At 45.1% G+C, this 16,885-nt stretch carries 18 protein-coding genes and 1 other RNA gene; all 19 read right to left on the bottom strand.

The genetic code is table 11. From position 1 onward, the window contains the following. Window positions 1–18: 18 nt before the first annotated feature. The 19 genes from ABGU93_RS00325 to thiI all read right to left on the bottom strand — a co-directional run bounded on the left by ABGU93_RS00325 (window position 19) and on the right by thiI (window position 16,883). Window positions 19–363 (bottom strand): Asp23/Gls24 family envelope stress response protein, encoded by a 345-nt coding sequence (locus tag ABGU93_RS00325; RefSeq protein WP_347411511.1) that lies wholly within the window; start codon window positions 361–363, stop codon window positions 19–21. 18 nt (window positions 364–381) lie between these two features. Further along, a complete protein-coding gene (locus tag ABGU93_RS00320) occupies window positions 382–816 on the bottom strand; it encodes a CD1247 N-terminal domain-containing protein (RefSeq protein ID WP_347411510.1) in 435 nt (144 codons plus the stop codon). 1 nt (window position 817) lies between these two features. Continuing rightward, a complete protein-coding gene (gene efp, locus ABGU93_RS00315) occupies window positions 818–1,375 on the bottom strand; it encodes an elongation factor P (protein WP_026395222.1) in 558 nt (185 codons plus the stop codon). 76 nt (window positions 1,376–1,451) lie between these two features. Further along, window positions 1,452–2,336 (bottom strand): peptide chain release factor N(5)-glutamine methyltransferase, encoded by an 885-nt coding sequence (gene prmC, locus ABGU93_RS00310; protein WP_347411509.1) that lies wholly within the window; start codon window positions 2,334–2,336, stop codon window positions 1,452–1,454. 81 nt (window positions 2,337–2,417) lie between these two features. Then, complete coding sequence (gene rpmE / locus ABGU93_RS00305; protein WP_026395220.1) at window positions 2,418–2,633, bottom strand: 50S ribosomal protein L31; 216 nt, start codon at window positions 2,631–2,633, stop codon at window positions 2,418–2,420. Window positions 2,634–2,716: 83 nt separating this feature from the next. Continuing rightward, entirely contained in the window at window positions 2,717–4,483 is a 1,767-nt protein-coding gene (gene rho / locus ABGU93_RS00300; RefSeq protein WP_347411508.1) for a transcription termination factor Rho, read from the bottom strand. Window positions 4,484–4,674: 191 nt separating this feature from the next. Beyond that, window positions 4,675–6,024, bottom strand: a complete 1,350-nt coding sequence (gene scfB / locus ABGU93_RS00295) for a thioether cross-link-forming SCIFF peptide maturase (RefSeq protein WP_347411507.1) — start codon at window positions 6,022–6,024, stop codon at window positions 4,675–4,677. A 73-nt stretch (window positions 6,025–6,097) separates the two neighbouring features. Further along, window positions 6,098–6,244, bottom strand: a complete 147-nt coding sequence (gene scfA, locus ABGU93_RS00290; RefSeq protein WP_083837856.1) for a six-cysteine ranthipeptide SCIFF — start codon at window positions 6,242–6,244, stop codon at window positions 6,098–6,100. Window positions 6,245–6,314: 70 nt separating this feature from the next. Further along, window positions 6,315–6,695, bottom strand: a complete 381-nt coding sequence (yajC, locus tag ABGU93_RS00285) for a preprotein translocase subunit YajC (protein ID WP_347411506.1) — start codon at window positions 6,693–6,695, stop codon at window positions 6,315–6,317. Between the two features lie 17 nt (window positions 6,696–6,712). Next, window positions 6,713–7,834 (bottom strand): tRNA guanosine(34) transglycosylase Tgt, encoded by a 1,122-nt coding sequence (tgt, locus tag ABGU93_RS00280; protein ID WP_026395217.1) that lies wholly within the window; start codon window positions 7,832–7,834, stop codon window positions 6,713–6,715. A gap of 22 nt (window positions 7,835–7,856) precedes the next feature. Continuing rightward, on the bottom strand, window positions 7,857–8,882 hold the full coding sequence (gene queA, locus ABGU93_RS00275; RefSeq protein WP_347411505.1) for a tRNA preQ1(34) S-adenosylmethionine ribosyltransferase-isomerase QueA: 1,026 nt from the start codon (window positions 8,880–8,882) through the stop codon (window positions 7,857–7,859). Next, complete coding sequence (gene ruvB, locus ABGU93_RS00270; protein ID WP_347411504.1) at window positions 8,875–9,939, bottom strand: Holliday junction branch migration DNA helicase RuvB; 1,065 nt, start codon at window positions 9,937–9,939, stop codon at window positions 8,875–8,877. The genes queA and ruvB overlap by 8 nt, the downstream gene beginning before the upstream one ends. A gap of 2 nt (window positions 9,940–9,941) precedes the next feature. After that, window positions 9,942–10,544 (bottom strand): Holliday junction branch migration protein RuvA, encoded by a 603-nt coding sequence (ruvA, locus tag ABGU93_RS00265; RefSeq protein WP_347411503.1) that lies wholly within the window; start codon window positions 10,542–10,544, stop codon window positions 9,942–9,944. Window positions 10,545–10,628: 84 nt separating this feature from the next. Then, a non-coding RNA gene (gene ssrS / locus ABGU93_RS00260) (6S RNA) lies at window positions 10,629–10,809 on the bottom strand. Between the two features lie 91 nt (window positions 10,810–10,900). Beyond that, on the bottom strand, window positions 10,901–12,262 hold the full coding sequence (gene radA, locus ABGU93_RS00255) for a DNA repair protein RadA (protein WP_347411502.1): 1,362 nt from the start codon (window positions 12,260–12,262) through the stop codon (window positions 10,901–10,903). Between the two features lie 17 nt (window positions 12,263–12,279). After that, the gene (locus ABGU93_RS00250) at window positions 12,280–12,768 is read right to left on the bottom strand and encodes a VanZ family protein (RefSeq protein WP_347411501.1); all 489 of its coding nucleotides are present in this window, start codon (window positions 12,766–12,768) and stop codon (window positions 12,280–12,282) included. Window positions 12,769–13,103: 335 nt separating this feature from the next. Then, window positions 13,104–13,736 (bottom strand): YigZ family protein, encoded by a 633-nt coding sequence (locus ABGU93_RS00245; protein ID WP_347411500.1) that lies wholly within the window; start codon window positions 13,734–13,736, stop codon window positions 13,104–13,106. Window positions 13,737–13,738: 2 nt separating this feature from the next. Then, entirely contained in the window at window positions 13,739–15,550 is a 1,812-nt protein-coding gene (gene hflX / locus ABGU93_RS00240) for a GTPase HflX (RefSeq protein ID WP_347411499.1), read from the bottom strand. 172 nt (window positions 15,551–15,722) lie between these two features. Next, window positions 15,723–16,883 carry a tRNA uracil 4-sulfurtransferase ThiI gene (gene thiI / locus ABGU93_RS00235; protein WP_347411498.1) on the bottom strand — a complete coding sequence of 387 codons (1,161 nt, stop codon included), beginning with the start codon at window positions 16,881–16,883 and terminating at the stop codon, window positions 15,723–15,725. Window positions 16,884–16,885: the final 2 nt, after the last annotated feature.

Below are 16,885 nucleotides of genomic sequence, written 5' to 3'. Positions count from 1 at the left end.
AAAAGGGGCTTACGCCCCCTATTTGCCTGAACCTTCAATTCGGACATTAACCGCAACTACCTGAAACCCCGCCATGGATTCCACCGCAACCTTGACTTTTTTTTGAATTGCTTTTGAAACCTTGATAATATCAATCCCGGGTTCTGTGATTACATAAACCCAAATCATTAAACCTTCGGGATCTCTGGCAATCTTGACACCTTTTGTTGTTGACGCAAGATAAAGCTTATCCATGATTTCATCGGTGATTCTCAATGAAATACGCGCCACACCGTTAACGCCAGTAGCCGCCAAGCTGACAATTGAAGCAATCATTTCGTCATTGATATTCGGGGACTGATTGTTTTTCATTTCTATTTTCATCTTAATTACCTGAGTTCTTTAGATTTCCTGATGACAGTCGCAACCATCTTCGCCGCAGCATGATGCAACTTCTTCATTTAATTTAAATGGAGCGCCGCAGTCCGGACAGACGACAGTATTATTTTCAAAAGCTTCGAATTCAGTAATGTAAATATTTCCACATTCGGGACAAATGATTTCGTAATAATCTTCTTCATCAAATTCAAATTCGTCATCATCAGAAAAATCCTCATCAAGGATAAATTCTTCTAATTCAGAAAGATCATCATCCACCATTTCTACATATTCTTCCAGTTCTTCCTGAGCTTCGGTAATGCCATCAAGAGCATCGACAATGTCTTCAAGAATATCCAATACCTGAACCAGAACCTTGCCTTCGTTGGAAGCCTGATCTAATTCCAGACCATCTACCAGGCCTTTGGTATAAGCGACTTTTTCATTAATATATTTCATTTTATACCCTTTCCATGTAATCACCCGTACGGGTGTCAATGCGAATCTTATCACCTTGTTCAACAAATAGCGGTACGGTAATAATTGCTCCAGTTTCAACAGTTGCAGGTTTATTTGCGCCAGTTGCGGTGTCTCCCTTAAAGCCGGGATCTGTCTTAACAACTTCCAGTTCAACAAAATTAGGAGCAGCTACCGAAAATGCCACACCTTTCAGGGATTTCACAGTGGCAATATCATTTTCTTTCAGATATTTCAATGCTTCTTCCACCTGACTCAAGTTAAGCGGAATCTGTTCATAGGATTCCAGATCCATGAAGTAGTACAAACCGCCGTCTTCGTATAAGTATTCCATTTCGCGGGTTTCAACCTGTGCTTTAGGATAACGTTCCGTCGGGTTGAATGATTTTTCAACCACTGCTCCTGTAATTACATTTCGAATCTTTGTTCGAACAAAGGCCGCGCCCTTACCTGGTTTTACGTGTTGAAATTCGATGATCGTAAATGTGTGACCATCCATTTCAAACGTTACTCCCTTTTTAAAATCTCCTGCTGATACCATGTTTACCTCCGATATGCATATGTTAATTTTTTCTTCTCATTCAATGTTATTATTCTATCACAATTCTTGAGAGCCGTCATCCCAATTTATTATTATCCCCGGACTTCAGACCAGATAATTTGCCGGTAAGACACCGTATCCGTCCACTCAAATCCGTAACGGTCTGAATCTCCTGAAAGCCATCATTTGTTAATAATTGAGTCACATCAGTGGCCTGGTCATCTCCAATTTCGAGGGCTAGAAGGCCGTCTTTTTTCAAAAAAAAGCGGGCCTCCGCAATGATCCGCTGGTAAAAATCCAGGCCGGATTCTCCGCCGTCCAGTGCCATATGGGGTTCATACTCAATAATGTCCCGGGCCAGCTGCTTCATCTCCGCCCGACTGATATACGGCGGATTGGAGACGATCACATCAAAGGTTTCCCCCTGGGGAATGGCGGCAAATAAATCCCCTTGATAAAGCGAAAGCTCACCATTAACCAATTGATCCGCATTGATCCTGGCCACCGCCAGTGCCGCCTCCGAAAAATCACTGAGACTGACGATGCCCGGCTTAAAATATTTCTTGATCGAAATGCCAATGGCCCCGCTACCGGTGCACAGATCCAGAACTTTAGCACCTTCCGGGTAGTTGACTTGTAAATACTCAAGCAGATACTCCACCATTGGTTCGGTATCTGGTCTGGGAATTAGAACATCCCCATTGACAAAAAAGTCCATCCCCATAAATTCTTTTTTTTCCAGAATGTAGGCGACCGGTTCTAATTGACAACGTCTTTTAATGGCGCTGCGATAGGTTTCTGCTCGTTTTAAGTCCACCGCATCCTGTGAATGGGTATAGAAATAGACCCGATCCTGAGCTAAAATACTGCTCAGCAGAATCTCGGCCTCTAAACCAGGATATTCGATTCCGGCCTGAGTAAGTGTCTGCCGTCCAAAATCCAAAATCTCTTTGATGGTCATTTTTTCTACCTCAACTTAAAACTTAAAACCATTTTCGCATCTGAACAAGAAAAAAGCCGGTTACAAGAACCGACTTCTTTTTTATTCTGCTGACTCGTTTTTAATGCCGTATTTTTTATTAAATCGATCAACACGTCCACCAGCATCAATAAGTTTTTGTTTCCCTGTGAAAAATGGGTGACATACTGAACAGATTTCCACTTTTAATTCTGGTTTAATAGAACCAGTTTCAAATGTATTTCCACATGCACATTTAACTATTGATTTGCCGTAATTTGGATGAATGCCTTCTTTCATCGAATCCACCTCGTTTCTTATTTATTTAATTGCTAATTGTTATTTTATCAACCGTGATATTATATCAAACTTTTCTTAAAAGATCAAATATTTTGTGCGTTATATTTATCAATAAATTTTTTCATAAACGCTTCGTTATCTTTGGTGCGTTCCAGAATCGAAATAATCTTATCCGTGAGGTCATAAACCGTGGTTCCCTTGTAGAGTTTGCGAATGTCGAAACTAACTCTCAGCTCTTCAGCGGTTAACAGTTTTTCCTCCCGACGGGTGCCGGAACGGTTCAGGTTGATGGCCGGGTAGATCCGCCGCTCGGCTAATTCCCGTTCCAGGTGCAGCTCCATGTTTCCGGTACCCTTGAATTCTTCAAAGATAATATCATCCATCCGGCTGCCAGTATCCACCAGGGCTGTGGCCAAAATAGTCAAACTGCCGCCTTCTTCCACATTTCGGGCGGAACCGAAGAATTTTTTAGGAAAGAATAACGCTTCCGGATCAAGCCCCCCGGACAGGGTTCGGCCTGATGGCGAAACCACCAGATTGTTTCCTCGGGTCAGCCGGGTTAAACTATCAACCAGGATAACCACATCTTTTCCCTGTTCAACCAACCGCTTGCCCCGTTCCAACACGATTTCGGCCACTTTGATGTGATTTTCGGGCGGTTGATCAAAGGTCGAATAAACAATATCCGCATCGATGGATCGCTTCATATCGGTGACTTCTTCCGGCCGTTCGTCCACCAGCAAAATAATCAGTTCGATTTCCGGATGGTTGGTGGTAATACCGGTGGCAATTTCCTTTAACAGAATCGTTTTCCCGGCTTTCGGCGGCGCTACGATCAGTCCCCGCTGGCCTTTTCCCATCGGTGAAAACAGATCGATCATCCGCGTTGATACAACATCCTGGGTTGTTTCCAGGGTGATCCGTTCTTCTGGGAAAATTGGTGTCAGCCGTTCAAACCGGGGCCGATTGGCAATTTTTTCAGGGATATCACCGTTGACCTTTTCGACATAAAGCAGGGCGTCAAATTTTTCATTTTCGCCGGACATCTTAATTTTACCCAGGATTTTATCGCCAGTACGGAGATTAAATCGGCGAATCTGATTAGCAGCCACATAAATATCGTGGTCGCCGGATAAATAATGGTTGGTTCTCAGAAAACCAAATCCGTCCGGATTGACATCCAAAATCCCTTCCTGGGAGTTTTTAAAGCGGTCCAGATCCTTTTTATCATCCACGTAAAGCATGCTGTTAATTTTCTGGATAATGTCCGCTGTTTTGGTGCCGTTGACCTTTTCCAGAAACAGCATCGCTGAATATTTTTCACCGGTTTTAGGCGGACGCACCTTGCCGCTGAGGACATCGCCGGTTTCGAGCTTGAATTTCTGAATTTGCGAGCCGGATATATAAACAAATTCTTCATTGGATTTCATATCCTTGTTTTTGACAAAACCAAAACCTTCCGGCAGAATTTCCAGATTTCCTTCTACTACAGACGTATTTTCCATGGGGTCTTTAAGTTTATAATAGGGCGAACGGGCGCCGTTTCCATTTGATCCATTAGTAATCCGCGAATTAGTTTGACCCGGCTGTCTATCGAGAGCTTTTTTTTCAGCTGGCGTTTTTTCCGGTATTTCTTTATCATCCTTCAATGGTTCTTTTTCCTTCATTTCATGATGGTGCTCGTGATGATGATTTTGATGAGCGGTTTGATCTGCCGAGGACTCCAATTTTTCTTCGATGGCCTCGATGAGCTCAATTTTTTTAAGCCGGCTTGTTTTTTCGATACCCAGACTTTCCGCCTGTTTACGCAATTCAACAACCGTCAAATCTTCCAGTGATTTCTTTTCCAATATGTGCCTCCATGGGTTTTAGATGGTGTAGTAGTTGATCTTAGAATGAATGTTATGATTTTACTTTTTTGATTTTGCTGTGCTGATATTATGCTTGCGTCGCAGAATAATCTGAAGGTTTGTTTAGTGTAGATACCTTAATCTACCACAAATATCCATTCTTGTCAAAAAACCCCGGCGGTACCAGCTATTTATTCCTGTTCGCCTTCGATAATTGAAATCATAATGGCGTTTTCGACTCGACGCCGTTCAATTTCACAGCTGACGAAATGGGGTTTCATAATCGTGCCGTTAAAGTTATAGGCGTTGGCATGACAACCGCCACCGCAGAAATATTTAGCCCAACAGGTTTGACAGTCTTCTTTTTCCAGCAGGTTTCCGGCATCAAAGATTTTTTTGATCTCCCCGTTGGTGATACCGTTGTTCACGTCACCCATCTTAAAAGCTTCATTGCCGACAAACTGATGGCAGGGGTAAATGTCCCCTTCCGGCGTCACCGCCACATAATCCTTACCCGCCCCACATCCAGACAGGCGTTTGTAAACACAGGGACCATGATCGAGATCGACATTAAAATGAAAAAAGTTATAATTAAGCCCTTCCTGATGGCGCTTCAGGTAAGACAAGGCCAGCGCATCATATTCTTCCATAATGGCGGGCAGATCCGATTCGGTCAGGGCGTAATCGTATGTCGCTTCAGCGACGACCGGTTCCACCGAAATACTTTTAAAACCCTCTTCAGCTAAAAACTGAACATCCTTGGCAAAATCAAGATTATGATGGGTATAGGTGCCCCGGACATAATGATCCTTGTCGCCCCGCATTTTTGCCATCGCTTTGATATTATCGATAATCACATCAAAGGAGCCCCGATCATTGACCGTTTGTCGCATCTGATCATTGACTTCTTTACGGCCATCCAGACTGAGGACAATATTGTCCATGGTTTCATTGAGATATTCGCGGGTTTCAGCATTAAGCAATACCCCATTGGTGGTCATTGTAAATTTGAATTGCTTATCGTTTTTGGCGGCCATTTCATTGCCATACACTACTAATTGCTTGACCACATCGAGGTTCATCAGCGGCTCTCCGCCGAAGAAATCCACTTCCAGGTTTTTCCGGTTTTTGGACTGGGCAATGATAAAATCAATGGCTTTTTTTCCCACTTCGAGCGGCATCAGCAGTTTTTCGCCGTCAAAGTCGCCCTGGGCAGCAAAACAATAGGAACATTTCAGATTACAGTCATGGGCCACATGAAGACACAGGGCCTTGATCAGATCTTCATTGGCATAGTTTTCCCGTTGATAGTTCATCTCCCGGAATAATAGCCCCGCCGCTTTGACGCTGTCCAATTCATCCAGGCATTCATTGAGTTCTGCTAACGGAAATTTTTGCTGATAACTGGCAATGATCTCAGCTCTGGTCTTATCTTCATATTGATCCAGCAGCTCATAGGTTAGTTCGTCCACGGTCAGCACCGTGCTGGTATCCACATCCAAAACAATATTGAGACCGTTCTTTTTATATTTATGTATCATTTTTTCTCCTAGTTTATGGTATCATGAAAAAAGGGACTATCTCTTACGAGACAGCCCCTTTCAGGCTTAATTATTATTTTTCAGTCGTTTGTTTGCATTTTTGATTTCCTACGGTGCAGGATGTTTTACAGGCTGATTGACAGGAAGTTTGACATTCCCCGCACCCTCTGTTTTTTACGTCAGTGAGTTTACCTTCTTTAATGATTTTAATGTGCTTCAAATTGTTCACTCCCTTCAAAAATTATTCCTATCAGACAGTTGCCGGTTAGCTAACCGCTAGTCTGTTTTTATTATTTTTTTTCTTCGTCAATTTCTTCGAATTCGGCATCGACGATGATTTCTTCATTATCCAGATCTTCCAGTTCTTCAAAATCGTCAGCTTCTGTTGCTGCAACAGCGTCCCCAACACTAACAATTCGAGCAATGGCCGATTTTGTAATCAGCGCTTTATTGTAATCTGGTAATAATTCGATGGTCACATTTTCTTCACCAATCGCATAGACGATCGCATAAAACCCACCAATCGTAACAATTTCATCCCCTGGTTTCATACTTGATCGCATTTCTTTAATTTCTTTTTGTTGTTTTTGCTGTGGTCTTAAAATAAAGAAATAGAAAAATACAAGTACTAAAATCAAAGGGAGAATTAATGTAAAATCAATTCCAAACATTCACATTCTCCTTCATCTTATTCAGCAATGCCGAATTTTTCAAAGAAAGCTTCTTTATAGGCTAATAAATTGTCATCCATTATGGCCTGTCGAATTTTCTTCATTGTTACAAGTGTAAAGTATAAATTATGATATGTCAATAACCTGGCCCCTAAAATTTCATTGGTTTTAATCAGGTGGCGAATGTAAGCCCGGGTGTAGTTTCGACAAACGAAACAATCACATTCCGGATCAACCGGCGTAAAATCTTCCTTGTAGGTAGCATTACGAACGACAACCTTGCCATGGCTGGTAAAAGCGGTTCCGTTTCTGGCGATCCGGCTCTGGAGCACACAATCAAACATATCAATACCGCGAATCGTGCCTTCAAAAAGCGCATCCAGCGAACCAACCCCCATTAAATACCGGGGCTTATCTTTAGGCAAAAGCGGAGTGGTGGCATCAAGCATCCGGTACATCACATCTTTGGGTTCGCCCACACTGAGTCCACCAATGGAGTATCCCGGGAAGCCGATGTCGGTGAGCTCCTGTACACTTTGGGCGCGCAGATCAGCAAACATACCGCCCTGGACAATCCCAAACAAGGCCTGATCCTCGGGTCGCTTATGGGCGTCTTTACATCGCCTCGCCCAACGGGTTGTCATCTCCATCGATTTTTTTGTGTACTCATAATCGGCACCGGCCGGGGCACACTCATCAAAACACATAATAATGTCCGCCCCAATAGAATTCTGCATGTCAATGGCTTTTTCCGGGGTCATGAAATGTCGGGATCCATCCAGATGTGAAATAAATTCAACTCCTTCTTCGGTGATCTTTCTTAAATCATTTAAAGAAAATACCTGAAATCCGCCACTGTCGGTGAGCACCGGCCGATTCCAATTCATAAACTTGTGGATGCCGCCGGCCTTGTCCATAATCTCCTGGCCAGGTCTCAAATAAAGATGATAGGTATTGCCCAAGATAACATTGGCATCCATCTCCACTAGGTCTTCAGACGACAGGGACTTAACCGTCGCCTGGGTTCCCACCGGCATAAAAATCGGGGTATTGATAACGCCCCGCTTGGTATGGATCTTTCCCAGTCTGGCCCCGGTGTCCTTACATTCCTTAATCAATTCATAACGAAATTCGCTCATTCTTTTCTCCTAATCGTCTTTTTTACTCTATAAACAAGGCATCCCCAAAGCTGAAAAAGCGATATTTCCAGTCAATGGCGGTTTGGTAGGCTTTCATAACCGCTTCCCGGTTATAGAAGGCCGATACCAGCATCAGCAGGGTGGATTCCGGCAAATGAAAATTCGTGATCAAGGCATCCACCACCTCCCATTCATAGCCAGGGTAAATAAAAATATCCGTGACGCCGGTGTAAGGGGTTACCACGCCATCATGCAGCTTGGCATTGCTTTCCAGGGTTCGCACCGAGGTGGTGCCTACGGCGATAACCCGACCACCTCTTTCCCTGGTTCGTTTAGTGGCCTTTGCAGTTTCTTCCGGCACCTCATAATACTCCTCATGCATATGATGTTCTTCGATCACATCGCATTTTACCGGACGAAAGGTGCCGATCCCGACATGGAGGGTAACCTCGGCAATTTCCACCCCCATCTCTTCAATTTTCTGAAGCAGATCTGGTGTGAAATGGAGCCCCGCCGTGGGAGCTGCGGATGAGCCTTCCCGTTTGGCATAGACAGTCTGATAACGGTTATTATCCTTCAGGGTTTCATGGATATATGGCGGTACCGGCATCAGGCCAATCTCGTCGATGATTTCCTCAAAAACACCCGAGTATTCAAAGCTGATAATCCGCAACCCACCCTGGGTGGTTCCGGTGATTTCGCCTTTAAGCTCCGGGCTGAAAACAATCCGGGCGCCAACCCGGGCTCGTTTTCCCGGCTTGACCATGATTTCCCAGTCTTTTTGAGCCAGATGCCGCAGCAACAGGATTTCCACCTTGCCCCCGGTATCTTCCCGGGTACCAAACAACCGTCCTGGTAAAACCTTGGTGTTATTCATTACCAACAAATCTCCGGGTCGCAAAAACTCTGTTATCTCAAAAAAATTATGATCTTCGATCGTATTTTTTTCGCGGTTAAGCACCATCAACCGCGAATTATCCCTTTTTTCCAGGGGACATTGGGCGATCAACTCGTCCGGAAGATCAAAATAAAAGTCAGTTTTATTCATCGATATCATCCTCATTATCATAAAAATTTATTTTTAATTGTTGAGGATTGAGTGCCTCATTCATTAATACCTCTAATCCCAGATGGGCATAACCACGACTGGTGATCACGCGCCCCCGGGGCGTTTTTGAAAGGAACCCCAGTTGAATCAGATAAGGTTCATACACCTCTTCAATGGTGTTTTTCTCTTCGCCAATGGCAGCAGCCAGAGTGTCGATCCCCACCGGTCCACCGTCAAATTTCTCGACAATAGTCCTGAGCATAATCCGGTCAATCTCATCCAGACCCACCGCATCCACTTCAAAGAGATCCAGCGCTTCCCGGGTTGTCTTGAGATCGATAACGCCCCGGCCTTCGATTTCGCAATAGTCCCGAACCCGCTTTAACAACCGGTTGGCAATTCGCGGCGTCCCCCGAGAACGAATGGCCAGTTCGACCGCCCCTTCGTCATCCATTTCGATGCCGATAATGCCGGACGAGCGGCGGATAATCGTGGCCAGCTCGACCGGATTATACAGCTCCAAGCGCTGAATCACCCCAAAGCGGTCCCGCAATGGTGAGGTCAGCAGTCCCACCCGGGTGGTGGCGCCAATCAGGGTAAAGGGTGGCAGCTCCAATCGGATTGAACGCGCTCCCGGACCTTTGCCGATAATGATATCCAGGGCATAATCTTCCATGGCCGGATATAAAACCTCTTCAACCGAGCGTTGCAAGCGGTGGATTTCATCAATAAAGAGAATATCACCTTCTTTCAAGCTGGTCAGAATAGCCGCCAGATCCCCGGCCTTTTCAATCGCCGGACCGGAGGTGGTTTTGATTCCGACCCCCATTTCCCGGGCAATAATGTTAGCCAGCGTTGTTTTACCCAACCCCGGCGGACCGTATAAGAGTACATGATCCAGACTTTCACTGCGTTTCTGGGCGGCTTTGATAAAGATGCCCATCTGTTTCTTGACCTTTTCTTGTCCAATATATTCATCCAGACCCTGGGGTCTTAAATTTTTTTCTATTTCAACATCCAATTCCGTAAAATCAGAGGTGATGATTCGTTCCTTCATGACTACCGTCCCTTCAATGGATTAGCGGAGCGGAGCGCACCGGTAATCAGGGCTTCAATACTACTCTCCGGAGTAAATGCCCGGGAGACCATTTCGGAAGCTTCCGAAATACTATAGCCCAATCCCACCAGTCCGTTAACCGCCTGGGTGACATTATCATCTTTCCCGCGCAACTCAACCACCTTCAGGTCGCCCACCGACACATTCTTATAGCGATCTTTCAGTTCCAGAATAATCCGACTGGCGGTTTTAATACCGATCCCCGGTGCTTTGGCGATGCTTTTAGGATCATCATTGACAATATGTCCAATCAGTTCGTTACGGCTAAACTGGGATAAAAGTCCCATGGCAGCTTTAGGTCCAATCCCGGAAATCCCGATCATGGTTCTAAAAATCTCCCGTTCATCGGTGGTGGCGAAACCATAAAGCGAAACCTCGTCTTCTTTAATAACCTGATGAAGATGCAGCTTTACCTCCGAATGCAGACCCGGCAACTCATTTAATGTATTGGTCGACACCTTTACCTTGTATCCCATGCGGTTTTGATCAATGACCACATAATCCATGGCTTGTTCTTCCAAGCTCCCGATCATATATTCGTACATAAGCCCTCCTTCAAAATTCAAACATGCTTTACCTATTGTACCAAAACAAAAAAATAATACAACCACAAAAAAAGCACCCTTAGGTGCTATCCCAATGTGTCGTACTCCATTTTTGACGCCCTAGCGAAAGCTAGGTGGGTGTCTTGTCTTTGACTTCTGTTTTCCACTGATATAATGAGGCCTAACATCTGGCAACGAACAATCAGACTCCCTGAGTATTGATGTAGGTTCAAAAATAAAGTAAAAACGAACACTTTGGGATAACCTAATTATACACGGTTTTCCCCTGAAATCAAAGGATAAATTTTTGCTGGCAACCTGCAGTCAAATTCACTTGTTTCAACCCGCCGGGTGCTTTACAGCAAAATGTCCAGGGCTGAGCGAATATTATCCACCGGGAGTATCTCTATTCCGGCAACCTTCAACCCTTTCTGGTTGCCTTTAGGAATAATACAGCGCTTGAAGCCCAGCTTTTTTCCTTCGATCAGTCGTTTTTCAATATGCTGAATATTTCGCACCTCACCGGTTAATCCCACCTCGCCCAGAATCATCAAATCTCCAGGGATCTGAAAATCCCGAAGGCTGGAATAAAGCACGGCAATCACACCAAGATCTAAAGCCGGTTCATCTACCTTGATGCCACCCACCACATTGATGTAAGCATCCACCGACTGCATCTGAATCCCCAGCCGTTTTTCCATAATCGCCATCAGTAATACCATCCGGTTATAATCCATGCCAGTGGCCATCCGCCGGGGATTACCAAATCCGGTAGGTGAAACCAGACCCTGAAGCTCAATCAGCAGCGGCCGGGTGCCCTCAATACAGGGCACCACCACTGACCCGCAGGTATTTTCGGGGCGGCTGTCCAGCATCATTTCGGATGGATTGGCCACCGACTGTAAGCCATTTTCGGTCATCTCAAAAATGCCGATCTCATTGGTGGAACCGAAGCGGTTTTTGACGCCTCGCAGAATCCGATAGGCATGATATTTTTCACCTTCAAAATAAAGCACGGTGTCCACCATGTGTTCCAGCACCCGGGGTCCAGCAATGGCACCGTCTTTGGTAACATGGCCGACCAACACCATCGAGATATTATCTTTTTTGGCCAATTGCATCAGGGCGCCGGTATTTTCGCGGATTTGACTGACGCTTCCCGGAGCTGAGGTGATATCCGGGCTGTACATGGTCTGAATCGAATCGATGATCACAATATCCGGCCGCTCTTCCAGAATGATGGTCAGCAAATAAGGGATATTGATTTCCGATAAAAAGGAAATATTCGCGGATTTAACCTGCATCCGTTCTCCCCGCATTTTTAGTTGCTGTTCCGATTCTTCACCGGAAATATAGAGAATCTTATAGCCCTGATTACCCAGCGCCTCGGTGGTCTGTAGCAGCAGCGTTGACTTGCCGATCCCCGGGTCACCGCCCAGCAAAATCATCCCTCCCGGGACAATCCCACCGCCCAGAACCCGGTCAAACTCTTCGTTGCAGGTAGGATACCGGGTATCGCCGGTATAGGTAATCTCTGCCAGTGATTTGGGACGGGAATAAATGCCTCGTTCGCGGGTATTTTCCTTACTCCCCATTTTGGCAAGATCCAGTTCCTCGACCATGGTATTCCACTGATCGCACTCGGGACATTTGCCCATCCATTTTGGTGAATCATAACCGCAGTTCTGACAGACAAAAATACTTTTTTTCTTCGCCATGTTTCCCCCTTAATTTTCTACTCGATCCATTTGTAAATCAGATAGCCGATCAAGCCGCCAATCAGATTTAAGATGATATCATCAATATCGGCCCGGCGACTGGCTAAAAATAAATACTGAATCAGCTCGATGGCACAGGTTGTCCCTAATATTACCACAAACGCATGGAAAAAGCCGACCTTGTTCTTTCTGGACAAGGGATATAAGAACCCCAGCGGCATCAATAAGATGATGTTGCCGGCCAGGTTCTTAAACGAATCGGTAAAGGTATATAAAACAATTTCGGTTGGATTTGTTGGCTTAGTCGCCCAAAATTCCCAGTCAATAAAGCCGTTGGCCATGATATCGTAAAAAAAGTTATCAATGGAGGTAAAAGGTACCAAGTTTACAGTAGTCTCATAGGTAATGTTACTTGAATCTGGTAAGAGGGTCATTATAAATAGAAATCCCAAATAAGCCAGTAACAGCAGCTTAAAGAGAAATACGACACGGTTGTTTTTTTTCATGGATTGGTCCTTCCTGGGTTGATTGCTCGTACAAGCCTTGCTATTATAACGAATAAACCTTTAGAGTGCCACAGAAATTTTTCCCAAATGAAGTTATCGCCAAAAAGAAAAAATACCGAAAGCTAACCTTCGATATTTTTATTCTCTGTTTTAAATTAAAATACATTATTGTATCCACACTAATTTAAAACTCAGCATTAATTTTTTACTATGGCAATTATATCCAACTTTTTAGCTTTTGTAAAGGGTTTCGCTCGTTAGTTATTTATCTAACGATGAATCCGCTGCCAAACCTTTCACTTTATAACAACAACGATATAGCATCTGTTGCGTTTTTAAGCCAACACCACGTCCACAAAAGCCTGTTCACCTTGAATGATCTGAGCGGTTCCGTTGGTTTTATCCTCAACCCAGGCTAAAAATTCTTTTGTCTCGGCTACCGGGATCTGAAAGGAAAGCGTCACATTTTCGCCAAAATCTTCATTCACTGGAATCACATCCCTTTCCAATAAACCATTACTCAGGCCCCCATAACTGGAGTAACTCACCGTCACCTGCAATTGATCAGAAAACTGTTTCTTAATCACGGTACAATGATTAAGAACATCGCTGGCACCGCCACCATAGGCCCGGATCAAACCACCAGTGCCCAGCTTGATACCGCCAAAATAGCGAATCACCACCACCAGCACATCCTTGAGCTCCCGGTGATCAATGACCTCCAGCATCGGTTTACCAGCGGTACCGGAAGGTTCACCGTCATCGCTGGCTTTTTGGCGGCGGGGGTTGGTATTGAGCACATAGGCCCAACAGACATGGGTAGCCTTATAATGCTTTTTGCGGATTTCGGTCAGAATCGCTTCCGCTTCTGCCTCGGCTTCAATATGAAAAACCAGATTGATAAAGCGGGACTTCTTGATTTCGAGCTCGGTTTCATCCGGAATTAATACCGTTTTATAATCTTCCACACTTATACCTCTGTCACCTGATACTTCTCAAAAAGATGGATCGGAAAATCATCGGTCATCTCAATGGTCACCAAATTGCCTTCGGCCTGGTAATCAATTTCCTGAACCACCTTCATTTCATGCAAAAGTGCCAGCGATTTATTATCATCATAGGGGATTAGCAGCTTGATTTGCCGTTTTTCTCCGATCAGCACCCGATCGACGGTTTCAAACAGGACATCAACTCCCAGCCCTTCTTTAGCGGAAATATACAGTGTCAGCTCATCGACGGCCTGCTGATTTTTAAGGACAAAGGCTTCCCGGTCTTCCGGGGTCAGCTTATCGATTTTATTATAGATCATCATCACTTTTTTGTTGCCCGCTCCGATATCCGCCAGCACCTGATTAACCACAGTGATTTGAGCTTCGTAATTATGGTTGGACACATCCACCACATGGAGCAGCAGATCCGCTGTTTCCACTTCCATCAGGGTGGTCTTGAAAGCCTTAATTAAATCATGGGGTAACTTATCAATAAAACCGACGGTATCCGAGGCCAAATAATCTCCATGTTCCGGATCAACCTTTCGCAGGGTCGAATCTAACGTGATAAAGAGACCATCTTTGGTCACCACCTCGCTTTGGGTCAGTTTGTTAAACAGGGTGCTTTTGCCGGAGTTGGTATAGCCAATTAAGCCGACCGTTTTAACTTTATTTTTTTCCCGCTGCACGGCATTGAGCTGATTACTTTTATTGATCCGCTCAATCCGGGCTTCCAGTTCTTCTAACTGTTTGCGGATATGACGTCGATCGGTTTCCAGTTTCTTTTCACCGGGCCCGCGGGTCCCGATGCCGCCACCGGTTCGGGACATCACAATCCCCAGCCCTTTCAGGTGACTCATCCGGTATTTCTGCTGGGCCAGTTCCACCTGCAGCTTACCTTCTTTGGTTTTGGCATGGCGGGCAAAAATATCCAAAATAATGGTGGTTCGATCCACTGTTTTGGTTCCGGTAGCCGCTTCGATGTTGGCAATCTGTCGGGAATTGAGTTCATCATTGGCGACAATCAGATTGATGTCGTTATTTTGAATCACCTTGATCAGTTCCTGCAGCTTGCCCTTGCCCACATAAAAAGTAGTGTCAATCTGGCTTCTGGCCTGACAGACCTGTTCCAGCACCGTTCCCCCGGCAGTTTTTACCAGTTGCCGCAATTCTTCCATGGAGTCAACCAGCTCTACGCCCTTATTCCCGGGCAGATCCAGACCAATCAGTAAGGCCCGTTCCTCTTCATCTTCGGAATCAAACTTATTGTTGGGATCGTCTTTAATAAACCGATCTGCTAAAAGAATGTAATGCTCCAGCGGAAACTTGTTCAGTTCCTTGAGGGTTTTAAATAGTGCCTGTCCGTATTCCATCGTCGCTTCTTCAACCACTGGCACACCGATGCTAAAGCTGGTCGGTATTTTTTCATCGACGCCAATAGCAATGATACACTGAAGGTTCTGTTTTTTTGCTGCTGAAAAATCCTCGTCGGATAACCGTGGATTGCCGCCGGGATGGGTATGGATCACCCGGTATTTATTTAGCGCCTTAACGTGATACAGCATTTCCGCATTGCCAATATTGACGGTGGCGGCATCGCCGATATTAACCCATTGGACGCGGTTTTTTTCGTTGGTGCAGATCAGCACTTCCCGCTTTGTTGCCAGGGTCAATCGTTTCATGATCTCTAGAATAGTTTCATCCAAAAGAACCTGGTTTTCCATTTCATAGCCAACCAGGTCATCCAGTTCTTTTATATAGCTTTGGCGAATGCCACTTTTATTATCTGCCATTATTTTTTCCTTCTATTTTAATATAATGATTTGTAAAATAATTCCTAAAATGATAAATCGAACGTCTTATTATAACACAAAAACCAGGCAAAATGATTGCCTGGTTTTATGTTATAGACAAAGGGCTAACGTAGTACCGACAATTGGTCGGTACGGGAGTTAAAGTTTCCCCCTAGAGTGTGACAACTTCAGATTCGGCCACGGCGGTGGCCATCATCTCTACCATCATTTCCGCAATTTTTTCTTCGGAACGCAGCATTTCCGAAACTTTTGGTCTGGTTTCCGGATGCTTGGGTACGAAAATGGTACAACAATCTTCGTAAGGCAGAATCGAGGTTTCAAAGGTGCCGATGGTTTCGGCGATCTTGACAATTTCGGTTTTATCAAAACCGATCAGCGGTCTGAACACTGGCATTTCGGCCACCGCATTGGTAGCTGCCAGGCCTTCCATAGTCTGGCTGGCAACCTGACCCAGGCTTTCCCCGGTAATCATAGCCTTGGCCCCTTCATTGTTGGCAATCATTTCGGCAATCCGCATCATATAGCGTCGCATGATTATGGTGGTTTGTCGATCCGGGCACATTTCGACAATCTTAGTCTGGATCTCGGTAAAGGGCACCACAAACAGTTTGATTTTGCCGCAATACTGACTCATAATCTTGGCCAGATCGATGACCTTTTCCTTGGTCCGGTCACTAGTGAAGGGGAAGCTGTGGAAATAAACGCCAATGACTTCGACCCCCCGCTTGGCCATCAGATAACCAGCCACCGGACTGTCAATGCCGCCGGATAACAGCAAGGCCCCTTTGCCACTGCAGCCCACCGGCAACCCGCCGTTGCAGGGAATAAATTCGTGGTACATATAGGTTTGTTCGCGAACTTCCACCCACAGATTTAAATCCGGGTTGTGGATATCCACGGTGATACCCGGGACGTTATCCAGTATTACTTCACCCAACCGGCAGCATAGATCCGGTGATTTAATTGGGAAGGTTTTATCGCCCCGCTTGGCGGTGATCTTAAAGGTTTTGATGTCCTCGGCGGATCGCACCTGCTCAATGGCATTTTCTTCAATCACAGCAATATCACTTTCAATAACAATGGCCGGACTGATGGAAACGATGCCGAATACTTTTTGCACCCGCTCCATGGCCCGGTTCAGATCTTCATCACTGACATTAACGATCAAGCGCCCCTGTATTTTTTTTACCTTCGCCGATGGTACACTGCGCAGAGTATTCCGGATATTTTTTGCCAGTAATTCGATAAAAAAATTACGGTTCAACCCTTTCAGGGCTATCTCCCCGTATCGAACCAATATAACATGTTCCATTA

The sequence above is a fragment of the Acetobacterium sp. genome, from assembly GCF_039830195.1.
Lineage (GTDB): Bacteria > Bacillota > Clostridia > Eubacteriales > Eubacteriaceae > Acetobacterium.
This window is presented reverse-complemented; position numbering and strand designations above follow the sequence as displayed.